Consider the following 16,297-nt stretch of genomic DNA (forward strand, 5'->3'; position numbering starts at 1 on the left):
CTGATGTCAGCTTCTTGGAACCAACGTTCGAATGCGAAAAATGGGAGGTGAGTCATGTCGGAGGTGAAGCTGTTCAAACGATCGGAGATGTCCTTCGAGCCCTATGGCGGGCCGCCAGGTCGAGCGACCATCGCCCGCCTCGTGGGGCCGGAGATCAGCAAGACGATGGGCGCCGGCCTCGCCACCTTCGACGATTGCTCGATCGAGTGGACGGTGCTGTATGACGAACTGATCGTCGTTCTCGAAGGCCGATTCCGCCTGCGGGTCGGGGCGGAAGTGTTCGAAGGCGGCCCCGGCGACGTGCTGTGGATTCCCGAGAACACGCCGCTCCGGTATGAGGGCGAGAAGGCCGTGGTATTCTATGCCCTGCATCCGGCGGATTGGCGACAGCGGCACGGCCTCGGTTGAGATGGGCGGCCCTGCGTGGCCGCCCTATAATGCCGACCCGACCTTCAGTCCTTCCAGAACCGCCTCCTCGGCGGTCCGGGGGCTGAGGCAATCGCCGACGAGGCGGACCTCGCCATCATAGTCCGAGAGCTCTTCCTCGAGGCCGGCGACCCGCTCCTGTCCCTGGGCGAGGACGAGGGTGTCGATGCCGTCCAGGATCACCGGTTCGCCGCTTGTCATGTGCTGCAGATAGACCGTCTCGGAATCCGCGCCGAACAGCCGGACATAGGGAATGATCTCCACGCCCAGCTTGTGCAGCGTGCCGACCCAACCGTCGCGGACATATTGCTGGATCGTCTGGCCCGGCATGTAGCCATTGATGCAGAGCCGGACATGACAGCCGTCGCGGGCCAGCTTCTCGGCAATCCCGAGGCCGACCCAGTCGCAGCGCCAGTCGGCGATCACGACGGAACTGCCGACATTGGCCTCGCCCTTCAGCACCTGCCAGGCATCGACGACATGCTGATCGTCGCCGCCCTCGATCGCCGGGCGTCGCGGCCGCGCGCCGGTCGCGACGACGACCGCGTCCGGCGCCTCGCGCGCGACGAGGCCTGCGTCGACGGGCGTGTTCTTCACCACCGTCACGCCGGCAAGCTCCATCTCGTGGGCGAGATTGGTGATGATGCCGCCGAATTCCATGCGGCCGGGGAGAAGCTGCGCGAGCAGCGCCTGGCCGCCAAGCTGGCCCGCCGCCTCGTAGAGCGTCACTTCATGGCCGCGCCGGGCGGCGACCGCCGCCGCCTTCATGCCGCCCGGCCCGCCGCCGGCGACAAGAATCCTGCGCCGGATTGCCGCGGGCTTCGGCGTGCCATAGGTCAGCTCACGGCCGCTCTCCGGATACTGGATGCAGGAGATCGGATAGCCCAGGTGGAAATGGCCGATGCAGGCCTGGTTGCAGCCGATGCAGGCACGGATGTCGTCGAGCCGGCCGGCCTCGGCCTTGCCCGGCATCGCCGGGTCGCAAATCATCGCCCGCGTCATGCCGCAGAGGTCGGCCTGGTTGGAAGCGAGCACTTTCTCCGCCTCCTGCGGCTGGTTGATCCGGCCGGCGACGAAGACGGGCTTCGAGACGACCGTCTTCACGGCCGCGGCGAAGGGCGCGACATAGGCGTTCTCGATCACCATCGGCGGCACGATATGGACGGCCCCGGCGAGCGAGGCCGAGGAACCGGCGATCACGTTGTAGTAGTCGAGGCCGCCCGCATCGCCGTCGAGGGTGCGGCAGGCCGTCAGCACCTCCTCCGCCGTCAGCCCATCATGGTCCTTCTCGTCGCCGGAGATACGCATGCCGACGACGAAATCCGGCCCGACCTTGGCGCGGATATCGGCGACGATCTCGCGCAGGAAGCGCAGCCGGTTCTCGTCGCTGCCGCCATATTCGTCCTCGCGCAGATTGACCCGCGGATTGAGGAACTGGGCCGGGAGGTAGCCATGGCTGGCGACGATCTCGACACCATCGAGCCCCCCCTCCTTCATGCGCCGCGCCGCATCGCCATAGCCGGCGATCACCTCGCGGACGATCCGCTTCGACATCGGGCAAGGCATCACGTGAAAGCGCTCGTTCGGCACCGCGGACGGGGCATAGGCGACCGGCGCGCTGCCGTCCTGGGACTCCATGATCTCGCGGCCCGGATGGAACGCCTGGCCGAAGACCTTGCAGCCGACTTCGTGGCAGGTCTCGGCGACGCGGCGATAGCCGGGGATGCAGTCGTCGCTGGTCGCCATCAGCACATGCGAACTGTAGCGTGCCGATTCATGCACGCCGGCGACCTGCACGACGATCAGCCCCGCCCCGCCCTCGGCGCGGGCGCGGTGATAGGCCACCAGCCGATCGTTGATCAGCCCGTCCGTCGGCATGGTCGTGTCGTGGCCGGTCGAGAAGATCCGGTTCTTCAGCGTGACGGACCCGACCTGCAGTGGCGAGAACAGATGGGGGAATTGCGAGGAAGTCATGGGGAGCATTCTGTTTTCAATGGGTTGCAGGCACTCACTCTAACCACCGCGCGGGACCCCTGGCTAGCCCCGCCACGGAGTATCGAGCCGGAAGACGGTTGACAGGACCGCCCGTCTCGGCTCCGTTTGCGCGCAATAGTTCCTTGCCGCATGAGACCACCATGATTCCACGCTACAGCCGTCCCGAGATGACGTCGATCTGGGAACCGGAGAACCGGTTCCGCATCTGGTTCGAGATCGAGGCCCATGCCTGCGATGCGATGGCGCAGCTCGGCGTCATTCCGCCCGAAGCCGCCAAGGCGGTATGGGAGCGCGGCAGGTTCGAGGTCGAGCGGATCGATGCGATCGAGCGGGAGACGCGGCACGACGTGATCGCCTTCCTGACCAACCTGGCCGAGCATGTCGGCGAGCCGGCCCGCTTCGTCCATCAGGGCATGACCTCGTCCGACGTGCTCGATACCTGCCTCGCGGTTCAGCTCAAGCAGGCAGCCGACCTGCTCCTCGCCGATCTCGACGGGCTGCTCGCCGTGCTGCAGCGGCGCGCCTTCGAGCACAAGGCCACGGTCTGCGTCGGCCGCAGCCACGGCATCCATGCCGAGCCGACGACCTTCGGCCTGAAGCTGGCCGGGCACTACGCCGCCTTCGACCGCGCACGCGACCGGCTGCGCGCCGCGCGGACCGAGATCGCAACCTGCGCCATCTCCGGCGCGGTCGGCACCTTCGCCAACATCGACCCGCGGGTCGAGGAGCATGTTGCGGCGAAGATGGGCCTGGCAGTGGAGCCGGTCTCGACCCAGGTGATTCCGCGCGACCGGCATGCGATGTTCTTCTCGGTGCTCGGCGTGATCGCCAGCTCGATCGAGAATCTGGCGATCGAGATCCGGCATTTGCAACGGACCGAGGTGCGCGAGGCGGAGGAGTATTTCGCGCCGGGCCAGAAGGGCTCGTCGGCGATGCCGCACAAGCGCAACCCGGTGCTGTCGGAGAATCTGACCGGTCTCGCCCGCATCGTCCGCGCCGCCGTGACGCCGGCGCTGGAGAACGTCGCGTTGTGGCACGAGCGCGACATCTCGCATTCCTCGGTCGAGCGGGTGTTCGCGCCGGACGCGACCATCGCCCTCGATTTCGCGCTGGCGCGGCTCACCGGGCTGATGGACAAGCTGCTGGTCTATCCCGAGGCGATGCAGCGCAACCTCGACCGGCTGGGCGGCCTCGTCCATTCACAGCGGGTGCTCCTGGCGCTCACCCAGGCCGGCATGAGCCGCGAGGACGCCTATCAGGCGGTGCAGCGCAATGCCATGCGCGTCTGGCAGGAGAATGCGGACTTCCTAGACCTGCTGAAGCAGGATACGGATGTCGCCCGTCATCTGTCGGCGGACGAGCTCACCGCGCTGTTCGACCTCGGCTATCACACGAAGCAGGTCGATACGATCTTTCAGCGGGCGTTCGGCCCTCATGGTTCGACAGGCTCACCATGAGGACTTCTCTTCCCTCATCCTGAGCCTGTCGAAGGATGAGGCCGGCAAAGCCGCCTACTGCAGCTCGCTCATCACCTGCTGCTTGGCCGTGGCAAGCAATTCGTCCATATGCTTGCGCAGACGGTGCTCAGTCATCTCGACGCCTTTGGCCTTGAGGTCCTCGAGGACCTTGTCCACGACGTCGCTGTCGCCAGGTTTCTCGAAGTCGGCCATCACGACCGATTTAGCGTATGCCTCCTTCTCGTCGCCGGACAAGCCGATCTGGTCGGCGACCCACAGGCCGAGAAGCTTGTTGCGGCGGGCGTTCACCTTGAACTCGAGCTCCCTATCGTGCTTGTACTTCTGCTCGAAGTTCTTCTGACGATCATCGAAAGTTGCCATGCCGCATCGACTCCCTATCTCTGTCTCGGTCCCTGACCTTGGCGGGATCGTATTCCCGGCCAAGCATATAGTCGTTCGGCAGCGGAAATTGAACAGAAAGCTGCGAGGCACTGCCTGTTCGGCCGATGTGTAGCGTCGTAATCCTTTTCCGGCCCGGGCATCGCTGGCCGATTCTGCTGGGGGCGAATCGGGACGAGATGATCGACCGCCCCTGGGCCCCGCCGGCGCGGCACTGGCCGGACCGCAGCCATGTGGTGGCCGGCCTCGACAAGCTGGCCGGCGGGAGCTGGCTGGGCGTCAATGACGACGGGATGGTCGCCGCCGTCCTCAACCGGATGAACACGCTGGGGCCGCAGCCGGGCCGGCGCAGCCGCGGCGAGCTGGTGCTGGAAGCGCTGGACCATTCCGACGCGGCCGATGCCGCGGCGGCCCTGTCGGATATCGACCCCGGCGCCTATCGCCCCTTCAACATGGTCCTGGCCGACAACAGCAAGGCCTATTGGCTGCGGAATCTCGGCTATGAGGCCGGCTGGATCGAGGCGATGGAGCTGCCGTCGGGCCTGTCGATGGTCACGGCCCGCGACCGCAACGATCCGGCAAGCCCCCGGATCCGCACCTATCTCCCCCTCTTCGAGGCGGCGGAGACGCCCGACCCCGACGCGGAGGCCGGACACGGAACCTGGTCCGACTGGGAGCGACTGCTCGCCAGCCGACAGTTCGAGGCCGGCGGCGATTCGACCGGCGCGATGGCGGTCGTCACCGAGACCGGGTTCGGCACCACCTCGAGCTCGCTGATCGCCCTGCCCGGCCCGGATGCCGGTCCGCAACGGCCTATCTGGCGGTTTTGCGCCGGTTTGCCGGGCGAGCAGCCTTTCGAACTCGTGCCGCTTTGAGCAGCCGGCAAGGTCTGGGCGACGTCCCGCCCCGGCATCGTTGTTTTACCCGAACGCACCTGCTATAGGATCACCGTTCCTGAGCATATCCGTTGCCATTTTGTTCTCTTTCACCCGTTGAACTCGGGGGAGCCTGTCATGTCCCGACGCCGCCGCATATACGAAGGTAAGGCCAAGGTCCTGTTCGAGGGCCCGGAACCGGGCACCCTGGTTCAGTACTTCAAGGACGATGCCACCGCCTTCAACAATCAGAAGCGCGGCATCATCACCGGCAAGGGGGTCCTGAACAACCGGATCTCCGAATATCTGATGACCAAGCTGAACGAGGCGGGCATTCCGACGCATTTCGTGCGCCGTCTCAACATGCGCGAGCAGCTTGTCCGCGAGGTGGAGATCATTCCGCTCGAGGTCGTGGTCCGCAACGTAGCCGCGGGATCGCTGGCCAAGCGGTTCGGCCTCGCCGAGGGAACCGCCCTGCCCCGGTCGATCGTCGAATATTGCTACAAGTCGGACGAACTCGGCGACCCGATGGTGTCTGAGGAGCATATCACGGCCTTCGGCTGGGCGACGCCGCAGGACCTCGACGACATCATGGCGCTGGCGCTGCGGATCAACGACTTCCTGTCGGGCCTGTTCCTGGGTGTCGGCCTGAAGCTGGTGGATTTCAAGCTGGAGTTCGGCCGGCTCTATGAGGGCGAGGAGATGCGGATCGTGCTCGCCGACGAGATCAGCCCGGACAGCTGCCGCCTGTGGGACATCAAGACCAACGAGAAGCTGGACAAGGATCGGTTCCGCCGGGATCTCGGCAATGTCGAGGAGGCCTATCAGGAGGTCGCCCGACGGCTCGGCATCCTGCCGGAAGGGGGGCCGCGCGATATGAAGGGCCCCAGCACGATGCAATGAGCATGGTGCATTGAAGAAGCGTTTCGCCCAGGGAGTTCCGAATTGAAGGCACGCGTTCACATCACCCTCAAATCGGGCGTTCTCGATCCGCAGGGCCGCGCCATCGCGCATGCGCTGGAGGCGTTGGGCTTCGACGGGGTGCAGGACGTCCGCCAGGGGAAATATATCGAGCTCGACATCGCCGAGACCGACCCCGAGCGGGCCCGGGCGACCGTGGAGGCAATGTGCGACAAGCTGCTCGCCAACACGGTGATCGAGAACTATGCGGTCGATCTCGCCGACTGAGCAGACGGCCCCTCTCCATCGCGAGGAAGTGAGTAGTCCACCCGTCCCATGAAATCCGCCGTCATCGTTTTTCCCGGATCGAATCGCGACAATGATGTGAGGCTCGCCCTCGCCGACGCGACGGGGCGCGATCCCACCATGGTCTGGCACCGCGACGCGACCCTGCCAGAGGTCGATCTGATCGTCGTGCCGGGCGGCTTCTCCTATGGCGACTATCTGCGCTGCGGCGCGATCGCCGCGCACTCGCCGGTGCTGCGCGAGGTCGCGGAGCGGGCCAGGCGCGGCGTGGCGGTGCTCGGCATCTGCAACGGCTTTCAGATCCTGACCGAGGCGGGATTGCTGCCCGGCGTCCTGCTGCGCAACGCAAACCTCAAATTCGTCTGCCGGGAGGTGGGCCTTCGCGTGGAAACCAGCCAGAGCCTGTTCACCGCCGGCTATGCGACAGGACAAGTGCTGCGCATCCCCGTGGCCCATCATGACGGTAATTATTTCGCCGACGACGATACGCTCGACCGCCTGGAGGAGCGCGGCCAGATCGCCTTCCGCTATTGCAATGCCGACGGCGTCTTCGGGTCGGAGGCCAACCCGAACGGGTCGGCGCGCAACATCGCCGGCGTGTTCAACGAGACGAAGACGGTGCTGGGCCTGATGCCGCATCCAGAGAACGCGGTCGACGGGCTGCTCGGCTCGACCGATGGTCGGGGGCTGTTCGCCGGGATGGTCGAGGCCCTCTCATGACCGAATCCATGAACCCCGAACCAGCGATCACGCCGGCAATCGTCGCCGAGCATGGGCTGACGCCCGAGGAATATGATCGGCTCCTCGCCTTCCTGGGCCGAGCGCCAAATTTGACCGAGCTCGGCATCGTTTCCGTGATGTGGAGCGAGCACTGCTCCTACAAGTCCTCGCGGCGGTGGCTGAAGACGCTGCCGACGCAAGGGCGGCAGGTCATCCAGGGGCCGGGCGAGAATGCCGGCGTCATCGATATCGGCGACGGTCAGGCGGCGGTCTTCAAGATGGAGAGCCACAACCACCCGTCCTTCATCGAGCCCTATCAGGGCGCGGCGACCGGGGTGGGCGGCATCATGCGCGACGTCTTCACGATGGGCGCGCGGCCGATCGCCAATCTGAACGCTCTGCGCTTTGGCAGCCCGGAGGATGCGAAGACGCGTCATCTCCTGGCCGGCGTCGTCGCCGGCATCGGCGGCTATGGCAACTGCATGGGCGTGCCGACGGTCGGCGGTGAGGTGAACTTCGACCCCTCCTATAACGGCAACATACTGGTCAATGCGATGACCGTCGGGCTGGCCGACCGCGACCGGATCTTCTATTCGGCGGCGGCCGGCGTCGGCAATCCGGTGATCTATGTCGGCGCCAAGACCGGGCGCGACGGGATCCACGGCGCGACCATGGCGTCGGCCGCCTTCACCGACGACGCCGAGGAGAAGCGGCCGACCGTGCAGGTCGGCGACCCCTTCACGGAGAAGCTGCTGCTGGAGGCCTGCCTGGAGCTGATGGCCACCGACGCGATCGTCGCGATCCAGGATATGGGTGCCGCCGGCCTCACCTCCTCCTCCGTCGAGATGAGCTCGAAGGGCGATCTCGGCATCGAGCTCGCGCTCGACCGGGTGCCGGTGCGCGAGACCGGCATGACCCCCTACGAGATCATGCTGTCGGAGAGCCAGGAGCGGATGCTCATGGTGCTGAAGCCCGAGGCGATGGAAACGGCGCGCGCGATCTTCGTGAAATGGGAGTTGGACTTCGCCGAGATCGGGCGGCTGACCGACAGCGGCCGGCTGGTCCTGACGATGAACGGTGGGACGGTGGCGGACCTGCCGGTGCAGCCACTCGTCGACGAGGCGCCGAACTACGACCGGCCGTGGCAGCCGACTCCGGCACGCGCGCCGCTCGACGCGGCTTCCATACCGGCGCCTGCCGATCCGCTCGCCACGCTCGCGCGCCTGATCGGCTGCCCCGACCTCGTCAGCCGGCGCTGGATCTGGGAGCAGTACGACCATCTCGTCATGGCCAACACGGTGCAGCGCCCGGGCGGCGATGCGGCCGTGGTGCGCATCGAGGGGACGCGCAAGGGCCTTGCGCTGACGACCGACTGCACGCCGCGCTACTGCGCCGCCGACCCGAAGCGGGGCGGCGCCCAGGCGGTCGCCGAGGCCTGGCGGAACCTGACGGCCGTCGGCGCACGGCCGCTCGCCCTCACCGACAACATGAATTTCGGCAACCCGGAACGGCCGGAGATCATGGGCCAGTTCGTCGGCTGCATCGAGGGCATGCGCGAGGCCTGTCTGGCGCTCGAGTTCCCGGTCGTCTCGGGAAACGTCTCGCTCTACAACGAAACCAACGGCACGGGCATCCTGCCGACGCCGGTGATCGGGGGCGTCGGCCTGCTGGCCGACGTCTCCAAGATGGCGTCGCTGGCGTTCAAGACCGCGGGACAGGCGATTCTGCTGATCGGCGCGGGAGACGGCCATCTCGGCTGCTCGCTCTATCTGCGCGAGATCGAGGGCCGTGAGGACGGGCCGCCGCCGGCCGTCGACCTGGCGGCGGAGCGACGGAACGGCGACTTCGTCCGGCGGCTAATCGAGGGCGGCCACGTCACCACCTGCCACGACTTGTCCGACGGCGGCCTTCTAGTCGCGCTGGCCGAGATGGCGATGGCCGGCGGCATCGGGGCCGAGATCGCCCTGCCGGAGGAAGCGGCCGCGGCGCCGCATGGCTGGCTGTTCGGCGAGGATCAGGCGCGCTATCTGGTCACGGCCGAGGCGGACGCGGCGGCCGAGATCCTGCGGATGGCGAAGGCCGCCAGGGTGCCGGCCTCGACCATCGGCAGCACCGGAGGGGGCACGTTGACACTGTCGACGGGCCATACCATATCCGTGGCTACACTAAAGAAAACCCATGAAGAGTGGCTTCCCGCATATATGCGGGAAGCCTGAACAAGCGCGGGAGAGAGGCAAGACCATGGCGATGGATGCGGCGGAGATCGAGCGTCTGATCAAGGAGAGTATCCCGGACGCCACCGTTGTCATCGAGGATTTGCGCGGCGACGGCGACCATTACGCGGCTTATGTCACCGCGGCCGCTTTCGCCGGGAAGTCGCGAATCCAGCAGCATCAGATGGTCTATCAGGCGCTTCGGGGCAAGATGGGCGACGAGCTCCATGCCCTGGCCCTGCAGACGGCGGTGCCCCAAGAGAGCTAAACCCCTGGGGGAAGTTAAGCCCGATAGTTAGCCCCCTTGGGGACGGAATTGATAAAGGAATGAACCCGATGATCAGCAACCCGGTTTTCGATCAAATCAAGCAGGACATCTCGAGCAACGACGTCGTGCTCTATATGAAAGGCACCCCGGTCTTCCCGCAGTGCGGGTTTTCCGCCGCGGTCGTCCAAGTGCTGAGCCATATGGGGGTGAAGTTCAAAGGCATCGACGTGCTGACCGACCCCAGCCTGCGCCAGGGGATCAAGGACTTCAGCCAGTGGCCGACCATTCCGCAGCTCTATGTCAAGGGCGAGTTCGTCGGCGGCTGCGACATCATCCGCGAGATGTTCGAATCGGGCGAGTTGCGCCAAGTCCTGCAGAGCCACGGAATTCAGACCGAGGCGGCCTGACCGCCCTTCTGCCTTCCGATTCACCACAGAGACACAGAGAAGTGATTTTCCTCTGTGCCTCTGCGGTTCACTCCTCCTTCACCCCCACGCATAGGCGGCCATGCTGAGGCTGCCATGGGCGAAGCTGCGATGCAGCTCGCGGGCGGGCGCGCCGCCGCCGGCGCCGAGCGCCACGAACAGCGGCAAGAGGTGCTCGTCGGTCGGATGGGCCTCGGCCGCTCCCGCCTGCATGCGGCGATAGTTTACCAGGCGCGCCTCGTCGCCCGCTGAGATCCGCTCACCGAGCCAGTCGTCGAAGGCGATCGCCCAGTCGGCCGGGTTCATGCGGTCGACGCGGAACTGGGCAAGATTGTGGACCGCCCCGCCGCTTCCCATCACGAGAACGCCTTCCTGGCGCAGGGGCGCCAGCGCGCGGCCGAGAGCGAGATGATGGTCGGGCCCGAGCGGCGGCTGGATCGAAAGCTGCGTAACCGGGACATCCGCCTTCGGGAACATCAGCATCAGAGGGTTCCAGGCGCCGTGATCGAGGCCGCGCACCGGATCGATCGAGGCCTCCAGGCCGGCCGCCTCCCCCAGCAGATCGACGACGCGTGCGGCCAGATCCGGCGCACCTGGCGCCGGATAGCGCAGGCGATAGAGTGCCTCCGGAAAGCCGTAGAAATCATGGATGGTTTCGGGCGCCGCCGCGCCGCCGACCATGGGCGCCGCCGTCTCCCAATGGGCCGAGATGCAGAGAACGGCGCGCGGCCGGCCGAACTCCTGCCCGAGCTGCGCCAGGAAGTCGCGGGCCGGAATGTCCTCGAAGACGAGCATCGGCGATCCGTGCGAAACGAAAATCGCCGGCATCACGTCCACCGAGCTGCCGCTGTCCTGTGTCATCATTCGTTCTCCCGCTCCATCGATATGACATTAGATGGGAGGCGAAGATGCCGCATAAAGTAGATACGTCCGCGTAACCACCCCAAGACGGGAAAGGCCGGCCCAAGAAGCGAGCCATTCACTTAAAATGTGGAGCGGTGCCGATCGACGCTGACCCGTGGCAATCATTACCGGACCAAGACAGCAAGGGCCGTGAACAAGGACATCGTCAAGAATCTCGTCAACCGCGGCGCCTTTCCGAAACTTACCGACCGCTGATGCGTTGACCTATCGACGTCTTTGCCGGACGCGGATCACGCGGCCGGGTCCAGGAACGAGAGGAGACGCTGTGGGTGCCATATCCGTTCCAGGCCCTTTGAGGCCGCTCCATCCCCTGCACGCAATCCTTCTCGCCTTTCCGTTTCCTCTGTTCCTGGGCGCACTGCTCAGCGATCTCGCCTACCGGTCGAGTTTCCATGTGCAGTGGGCCAATTTCTCGTCGTGGCTCATCGCCGGCGGACTGTTTGTCGGCGCTTTCGCCTTGCTTTGGGCGCTGGTCAATCTGTTTCGCAGGGGAACGGCACGCAAAAGGCGGCCGGCTCTCTATTTTGTCGTGCTGCTCGCAATGTGGGTGCTCGGCTTCGTCAACGCCCTCGTCCACGCGAAGGATGCATGGGCGACCATGCCGGAGGGCCTCTATCTATCGGCTGTCGTGGCGCTCCTGGCGCTCGTTGCATCCTGGATCGGTTATTCCGGGTTTCGTGCCGGAGAGGTGGAATGATGCGCTCGTCCCTATTGATCGGCGCCCTCGTGCTCGCCCTGTCCGCCTGCGACAGCGGCCCCGACCCGGTACAATATGGCTCCAACCCGGATCTGCCCGAACCGCAGCGTGGCCTGTTGCCCGCCATGACGGTCCCCAGGCCGGCAAATTGGGGCGACGATCGCCCGACGGTGCCGCAGGGCTACACGATCGAACCTATCGCCACGGATCTCAGGATCCCGCGTCAGACCCTGGTCCTTCCCAATGGCGACATTCTGGTTGCGGAGGGATCGGGCGGCAACGCGCCTTCGCTCCGCCCCAAGGACTTCATCGCGAACTTTATCAAGAGTCTCGGCAAGAGTTCGGTAGAGGGCGGTGATCGGCTGACGCTGTTGCGCGACGGCGATGGCGACGGCATCTACGAAGCACAAGGCATCTTCGCCGACAATCTCAACGCGCCCTATGGGCTCGCGCTGGCCAACGGCGCCATTTACGTCGCCAACCAGGATTCGCTGGTGCGCTTCGACTATCGTGACGGCCAGACCGAGGCGAGCGGGCCGCCGACGACGGTCACGGAGCTGCCGTCGGTGATCAATCATCACTGGACGAAGGCGATGACCGCCAGCCCAGATGGCCGCTTTCTCTATGTCGGCATCGGATCCAACAGCAACATCACCGAGCGCGGGATGGACGTTGAGGAAGACCGGGCAATGGTGTGGCAGATCGACGCACAGACGGGGGCGCACAAGCGTTACGCAACCGGTCTTCGCAACCCCACTGCTCTCGCCATTCAGCCGGGAACGGGCCAGCTCTGGGCGGCCGTGAACGAACGGGACGAAATTGGCCCCAACCTTGTTCCGGATTACCTGACTGCAGTGCGTGAGGGCGGCTTCTACGGGTGGCCCTACAGCTATTGGGGTCAGAACGTCGACCCACGCGCGCAACCGCAGGATCCGCAGAAGGTCGCCTCGGCAATCCGCCCGGACTATAGCCTGGGATCGCATGTGGCAGCGCTTGGCCTGGCCTTCTCGATTCCGGCAATGGGCGCGGATTTCGCCGAGGGGGTGTTTGTCGGCGAGCATGGCAGCTGGAACCGCAGCGTCCCAGTCGGCTACAAGGTGGTCTTCGTGCCGTTCCGCAACGGCCGTCCCGCCGGCGACCCGATCGATTTCGTTTCCGGCTTCCTGAATGACGACGGCAACACGCGCGGACGACCGGTCGGGGTGACGGTGGATCCGCGCGGCGCCTTGATCGTCGCCGATGACTTGTCGAACACAGTCTGGAGAATTACGAGAAACCAACCCAAACAGGCCGCAGCATCGGTATCCGTCGAAGGCCAGCCCGATCGAATTCGCTGACGCCGCAAGGCAGGCGGCGGCCGTACGCGGCCATGCGGCTGCGCATCAACGCTTGACACCCGGATAATCACTCGCCCAGCGCGGCAAAACGCTTGAGGGGCTGACGGCCGCCGAACGAGGTCCGCCGGCCGTCAAATTCCACATTTCAGGCGAAGAGGCCTTAGCTCATCTTGGAGTAGTACTCGATGACGAGGCTGGGCTCCATCTGCACCGGGAACGGCACGTCGGCGAGTGCCGGCGCGCGCAGGAAGATCGCCTTCATCGCCTTCTGATCGACGTCGATATAGTCCGGAATATCGCGCTCCGCAGAGGCGGCCGCTTCCAGCACGATCGCCAGATCGCGGGACTTCTCTTTGATTTCGATCACATCGCCATCCTTCACCTGGAAGGAGGGGATGTTGACCCGCCGGCCATTGACCCGGATATGGCCGTGATTGATGAACTGACGCGCGGCGAACGGGGTCGTCGCGAACTTCGAGCGGTAGACTACCGCGTCGAGGCGACGCTCCAGGAGGCCGACCAGGTTCTCGCCGGTATCGCCGCGCCGGCGCACCGCCTCCTCATACAGGCGGCGGAACTGGCGCTCGCCGATATTTCCGTAATAGCCCTTCAGCTTCTGCTTGGCCTTGAGCTGCAGGCCGAAATCCGAGGGCTTCTTGCGGCGCTGGCCATGCTGGCCGGGGCCATATTCGCGGCGGTTGATGGGGCTCTTCGGCCGGCCCCAGAGGTTCACGCCCAGGCGGCGATTGATCTTGTACTTCGATTCCAGTCTTTTCGACATGCCTGATCCCGTTTTCGGTTGCTGTCTTGTCCCGATAGGTCCGGGCTTTTCTCAAGCACGGACGGGACCGCGGCGCTCATTCGCCCGCGACCCGCATTTTCGGGAAGGAAAGCGCGGTTTCTACCGCCGCCGGCCCGCTACGTCAAGGGTAAGGCTTGGTTAACACCAGGTCGGGCGCGCACCGCTATGACTGCCCGCGCCGCACGCGCATCGTCGAGAGCTCCTTCACGATGCCGTGGAGGGTCTGGATTTCCTGTTCGGTCAGGTCGGCCCGCTGGAACAGGTTGCGGATATTGCGGACCATGCTCGGCCGCTTCTCGATATTGCGCAGGAAGCCGCAGGCGTCAAGCTCGCGCTCCAGATGGGCGAAGAAGTTGAGGAGCTCGTCCTTGGTCGCCGGCCGCGTCGCGTTGGTGACGAGCTGGCGCGCCGGCGCGTCCGTTCCCGCCTGGTACCATTCATAGCCGACCACGAGGACGGCCTGCCCCAGATTGAGCGAGGAGAAGCCCGGGTTCAGCGGCACGGAGAGGACGGTGTCGGCGAGCGCAATATCGTCGTTGAAGAGGCCCGTCCGCTCCGGCCCGAACAGCACGCCGATCGCCTCGTCCCGGCCGATCGCCGCGCGCATCTCCTGCACCGCTTGGCGCGGCGTTACCACCGGCTTGATCATCTCGCGCGGGCGGGCGGTCGTGGCATAGACGCGGTTGAGATCGGAGATCGCCGCCTCGGTGCTGTCGTAAAGCCGCGCCCGCCCGATCACCTCGACCGCGCCGGAGGCCGACGCGACCGCCTTCTCGTTCGGCCAGCCGTCGCGCGGCCGCACCAGCCGCAGATCGGTGAGGCCGCAATTCAGCATCGCCCGCGCCGCGGCGCCGATATTCTCGCCGAGCTGCGGCTCGACCAGAACGATCGCCGGGCCGGTCCTCGGGGCCGCTTCGGAACCGGTCTTGGTCCGGTCGGTGCCGGCCATCAATCCCCCGCCCTGACTTCGGCGCCCGCGCGGAACAGCTTCCAGGTGATGCCGTCATGCAGCGCGCTGTAGGAGGCGTCGATGATGTTGGGCGAGACGCCGACCGTGCTCCACCGTTCGCCCTCGCTGTCGGCGCTCTCGATCATGACGCGGGTGACCGCCCCGGTGCCCGCGCTTGGCGTCAGGATGCGGACCTTGTAATCGACGAGCCGCATGTCCTCGAGCGCCGGATAGACCGGCAGGAGCGCCTTGCGCAGCGCCGAATCGAGCGCGTTCACCGGCCCGTTCCCGGTCGCCACCGTCATCGATTGCCGGCCGCCGACCTCGAGGGTGATCGTCGCCTCGGACTCGGTGACCAGCTCGCCGCGGGCGTTCCAGCGGCGGTCGTCCATAACCCGGAACCGGTTCAGCCGGAAATAGTCCGGCACATGGCCCAGGGCGCGGCGGGCGAGCAGCTCGAAGCTCGCCTCCGCGCCGTCATAGGCATAGCCGTCATATTCCCGCGCCTTCACCGCCTCGACCAGCGTGGCGATCTTCGGGTCGTCGGGATCGACCTCCAGCCCGATATCGCGGAAGCGGGCCAGGATGTTGGCACGGCCTGACTGGTCGGAGACGACGATGTGGCGGCGGTTGCCGACCAGCGTGGGCTCGATATGCTCGTAGGTGCGCGGGTCCTTCTCGACCGCCGAGACATGCAGCCCGCCCTTATGCGCGAAGGCCGATTCGCCGACATAAGGAGCGCTGCGCGACGGCGCCCGGTTCAGCCGCTCGTCCAGCAGCCGGGAGAGCTGGGTCAGATGCGCCAGGTCGCTCCTGTCCAGGCCGATCTCGAAATCGGTCTTCAGCAGCAGGCTGGGGATCAGCGAGATCAGGTTCGCGTTGCCGCAGCGCTCGCCCAGGCCGTTCAGCGTGCCCTGGATCTGCCGCGCGCCGGCGCGGACCGCAGCCAAGCTGTTGGCGACGGCGTTCTCGGTGTCGTTGTGGCAGTGGATGCCGAGGCGGTCACCGGGGATATACTCCGTTACCTCGCCGACGATGCGCTCGACCTCGTGCGGCAGGGTGCCGCCATTAGTGTCGCAGAGCACGATCCAGCGCGCGCCCGCCTCATAGGCCGCGCGGACGCAGTCGAGCGCATAGCCTGGATTGGCCTTGTAGCCATCGAAGAAATGCTCGGCGTCGAACATCACCTCGCGCATGCGCGTCATCGCCAGCGCGACGCTCTCGCCGATCATCGCGACGTTCTCCGACCGCTCGATGCCGAGCGCCAGGTCGACATGGAAATCCCAGCTCTTGCCGACCATGCAGACCGAGTCGGCCTTGGTCGACAGGAGCGCCGCCAGGCCGGGATCGTTGGCGGCGCTGCGGCCCGGCCGACGGGTCATACCGAAGGCGCTGAGCCGCGCACGCTTCAGCGCGGGCGGCGCCGCGAAGAAGGCGTCATCGGTCGGGTTGGCGCCGGGCCAGCCGCCCTCGATATAGTCGATGCCGATCCTGTCGAGCGCCTGGGCGATCGCGACCTTATCGCCGACGCCGAAATCGACGCCCTGCGTCTGCGCGCCATCGCGCAGCGTGCTGTCATACAGATAGACGCGCTTATCGGTCAT

The 16,297-nt window shown here is 66.0% G+C and carries 17 protein-coding genes; 11 read left to right on the forward strand and 6 right to left on the reverse strand.

Translation table 11 applies throughout. The features are described 5' to 3' along the window. Nucleotides 1-54 precede the first annotated feature (54 nt). Nucleotides 55-408, forward strand: coding sequence for a cupin domain-containing protein (locus tag DT069_RS08875; protein WP_119459943.1), 354 nt, complete (start codon nucleotides 55-57; stop codon nucleotides 406-408). Nucleotides 409-432: 24 nt separating this feature from the next. On the opposite strand, the gene DT069_RS08880 is transcribed toward DT069_RS08875, so the two are convergent. Beyond that, complete coding sequence (locus DT069_RS08880; protein WP_119460130.1) at nucleotides 433-2,400, reverse strand: oxidoreductase; 1,968 nt, start codon at nucleotides 2,398-2,400, stop codon at nucleotides 433-435. Between the two features lie 161 nt (nucleotides 2,401-2,561). Here DT069_RS08880 and purB point away from each other — a divergent pair, with 161 nt between their 5' ends. Continuing rightward, on the forward strand, nucleotides 2,562-3,878 hold the full coding sequence (gene purB / locus DT069_RS08885; RefSeq protein WP_119459944.1) for an adenylosuccinate lyase: 1,317 nt from the start codon (nucleotides 2,562-2,564) through the stop codon (nucleotides 3,876-3,878). Nucleotides 3,879-3,932: 54 nt separating this feature from the next. On the opposite strand, the gene DT069_RS08890 is transcribed toward purB, so the two are convergent. Then, complete coding sequence (locus tag DT069_RS08890; RefSeq protein ID WP_119459945.1) at nucleotides 3,933-4,259, reverse strand: DUF1476 domain-containing protein; 327 nt, start codon at nucleotides 4,257-4,259, stop codon at nucleotides 3,933-3,935. 125 nt (nucleotides 4,260-4,384) lie between these two features. On the opposite strand from DT069_RS08890, the gene DT069_RS08895 reads away from it, so the two are divergent. From DT069_RS08895 to grxD, 7 genes are all read left to right on the forward strand, one after another. Further along, nucleotides 4,385-5,152 carry an NRDE family protein gene (locus DT069_RS08895; RefSeq protein WP_119459946.1) on the forward strand — a complete coding sequence of 256 codons (768 nt, stop codon included), beginning with the start codon at nucleotides 4,385-4,387 and terminating at the stop codon, nucleotides 5,150-5,152. A 138-nt stretch (nucleotides 5,153-5,290) separates the two neighbouring features. Beyond that, the gene (gene purC, locus DT069_RS08900) at nucleotides 5,291-6,055 is read left to right on the forward strand and encodes a phosphoribosylaminoimidazolesuccinocarboxamide synthase (protein WP_119459947.1); all 765 of its coding nucleotides are present in this window, start codon (nucleotides 5,291-5,293) and stop codon (nucleotides 6,053-6,055) included. A gap of 42 nt (nucleotides 6,056-6,097) precedes the next feature. Beyond that, nucleotides 6,098-6,340: a phosphoribosylformylglycinamidine synthase subunit PurS gene (gene purS, locus DT069_RS08905; RefSeq protein WP_119459948.1), complete on the forward strand. Its 243-nt coding sequence runs from the start codon at nucleotides 6,098-6,100 to the stop codon at nucleotides 6,338-6,340. A 48-nt stretch (nucleotides 6,341-6,388) separates the two neighbouring features. Beyond that, the gene (gene purQ, locus DT069_RS08910) at nucleotides 6,389-7,078 is read left to right on the forward strand and encodes a phosphoribosylformylglycinamidine synthase subunit PurQ (protein ID WP_119459949.1); all 690 of its coding nucleotides are present in this window, start codon (nucleotides 6,389-6,391) and stop codon (nucleotides 7,076-7,078) included. Further along, complete coding sequence (gene purL, locus DT069_RS08915; protein ID WP_119459950.1) at nucleotides 7,075-9,294, forward strand: phosphoribosylformylglycinamidine synthase subunit PurL; 2,220 nt, start codon at nucleotides 7,075-7,077, stop codon at nucleotides 9,292-9,294. Before purQ ends, purL begins: the two co-directional genes overlap by 4 nt. A 25-nt stretch (nucleotides 9,295-9,319) precedes the next feature. Next, a complete protein-coding gene (locus DT069_RS08920; protein ID WP_119459951.1) occupies nucleotides 9,320-9,559 on the forward strand; it encodes a BolA/IbaG family iron-sulfur metabolism protein in 240 nt (79 codons plus the stop codon). Nucleotides 9,560-9,627: 68 nt separating this feature from the next. Then, nucleotides 9,628-9,966 carry a Grx4 family monothiol glutaredoxin gene (gene grxD, locus DT069_RS08925; RefSeq protein WP_119460131.1) on the forward strand — a complete coding sequence of 113 codons (339 nt, stop codon included), beginning with the start codon at nucleotides 9,628-9,630 and terminating at the stop codon, nucleotides 9,964-9,966. A gap of 78 nt (nucleotides 9,967-10,044) precedes the next feature. Here grxD and DT069_RS08930 read toward each other — a convergent pair whose 3' ends face one another. After that, nucleotides 10,045-10,848 carry a DODA-type extradiol aromatic ring-opening family dioxygenase gene (locus DT069_RS08930; RefSeq protein WP_425450112.1) on the reverse strand — a complete coding sequence of 268 codons (804 nt, stop codon included), beginning with the start codon at nucleotides 10,846-10,848 and terminating at the stop codon, nucleotides 10,045-10,047. A 325-nt stretch (nucleotides 10,849-11,173) separates the two neighbouring features. Here DT069_RS08930 and DT069_RS08935 point away from each other — a divergent pair, with 325 nt between their 5' ends. After that, entirely contained in the window at nucleotides 11,174-11,605 is a 432-nt protein-coding gene (locus tag DT069_RS08935) for a DUF2231 domain-containing protein (protein ID WP_119459952.1), read from the forward strand. Beyond that, on the forward strand, nucleotides 11,602-12,942 hold the full coding sequence (locus tag DT069_RS08940; RefSeq protein WP_425450113.1) for a PQQ-dependent sugar dehydrogenase: 1,341 nt from the start codon (nucleotides 11,602-11,604) through the stop codon (nucleotides 12,940-12,942). The genes DT069_RS08935 and DT069_RS08940 overlap by 4 nt, the downstream gene beginning before the upstream one ends. A 160-nt stretch (nucleotides 12,943-13,102) precedes the next feature. Here the strand turns inward: DT069_RS08940 and rpsD are convergent, their stop codons facing one another. The 3 genes from rpsD to cimA form a co-directional block, all read right to left on the reverse strand. Continuing rightward, nucleotides 13,103-13,723, reverse strand: coding sequence for a 30S ribosomal protein S4 (gene rpsD, locus DT069_RS08945; protein ID WP_119459953.1), 621 nt, complete (start codon nucleotides 13,721-13,723; stop codon nucleotides 13,103-13,105). Between the two features lie 184 nt (nucleotides 13,724-13,907). Then, nucleotides 13,908-14,693, reverse strand: coding sequence for an RNA methyltransferase (locus tag DT069_RS08950; RefSeq protein ID WP_119459954.1), 786 nt, complete (start codon nucleotides 14,691-14,693; stop codon nucleotides 13,908-13,910). After that, nucleotides 14,693-16,297 carry a citramalate synthase gene (cimA, locus tag DT069_RS08955; protein ID WP_119460134.1) on the reverse strand — a complete coding sequence of 535 codons (1,605 nt, stop codon included), beginning with the start codon at nucleotides 16,295-16,297 and terminating at the stop codon, nucleotides 14,693-14,695. The genes DT069_RS08950 and cimA overlap by 1 nt, the downstream gene beginning before the upstream one ends.

It is taken from the genome of Virgifigura deserti (genome assembly GCA_003576685.1).
GTDB lineage: Bacteria > Pseudomonadota > Alphaproteobacteria > Dongiales > Dongiaceae > Virgifigura > Virgifigura deserti.

What these genes read in the sequence shown, in the direction of transcription:
- purQ (WP_119459949.1), top strand. Translation starts at nt 6,389, where the DNA reads ATGAAATCCGCCGTCATCGTTTTTCCCGGATCGAATCGCGACAATGAT.
- DT069_RS08930 (WP_425450112.1), bottom strand. Translation starts at nt 10,848, where the DNA reads ATGATGACACAGGACAGCGGCAGCTCGGTGGACGTGATGCCGGCGATT.
- purC (WP_119459947.1), top strand. Translation starts at nt 5,291, where the DNA reads ATGTCCCGACGCCGCCGCATATACGAAGGTAAGGCCAAGGTCCTGTTC.
- DT069_RS08890 (WP_119459945.1), bottom strand. Translation starts at nt 4,259, where the DNA reads ATGGCAACTTTCGATGATCGTCAGAAGAACTTCGAGCAGAAGTACAAG.
- DT069_RS08875 (WP_119459943.1), top strand. Translation starts at nt 55, where the DNA reads ATGTCGGAGGTGAAGCTGTTCAAACGATCGGAGATGTCCTTCGAGCCC.
- DT069_RS08880 (WP_119460130.1), bottom strand. Translation starts at nt 2,400, where the DNA reads ATGACTTCCTCGCAATTCCCCCATCTGTTCTCGCCACTGCAGGTCGGG.
- DT069_RS08950 (WP_119459954.1), bottom strand. Translation starts at nt 14,693, where the DNA reads ATGGCCGGCACCGACCGGACCAAGACCGGTTCCGAAGCGGCCCCGAGG.
- purB (WP_119459944.1), top strand. Translation starts at nt 2,562, where the DNA reads ATGATTCCACGCTACAGCCGTCCCGAGATGACGTCGATCTGGGAACCG.
- DT069_RS08895 (WP_119459946.1), top strand. Translation starts at nt 4,385, where the DNA reads ATGTGTAGCGTCGTAATCCTTTTCCGGCCCGGGCATCGCTGGCCGATT.
- cimA (WP_119460134.1), bottom strand. Translation starts at nt 16,297, where the DNA reads ATGACCGATAAGCGCGTCTATCTGTATGACAGCACGCTGCGCGATGGC.
- rpsD (WP_119459953.1), bottom strand. Translation starts at nt 13,723, where the DNA reads ATGTCGAAAAGACTGGAATCGAAGTACAAGATCAATCGCCGCCTGGGC.
- DT069_RS08940 (WP_425450113.1), top strand. Translation starts at nt 11,602, where the DNA reads ATGATGCGCTCGTCCCTATTGATCGGCGCCCTCGTGCTCGCCCTGTCC.
- grxD (WP_119460131.1), top strand. Translation starts at nt 9,628, where the DNA reads ATGATCAGCAACCCGGTTTTCGATCAAATCAAGCAGGACATCTCGAGC.
- DT069_RS08920 (WP_119459951.1), top strand. Translation starts at nt 9,320, where the DNA reads ATGGCGATGGATGCGGCGGAGATCGAGCGTCTGATCAAGGAGAGTATC.
- purL (WP_119459950.1), top strand. Translation starts at nt 7,075, where the DNA reads ATGACCGAATCCATGAACCCCGAACCAGCGATCACGCCGGCAATCGTC.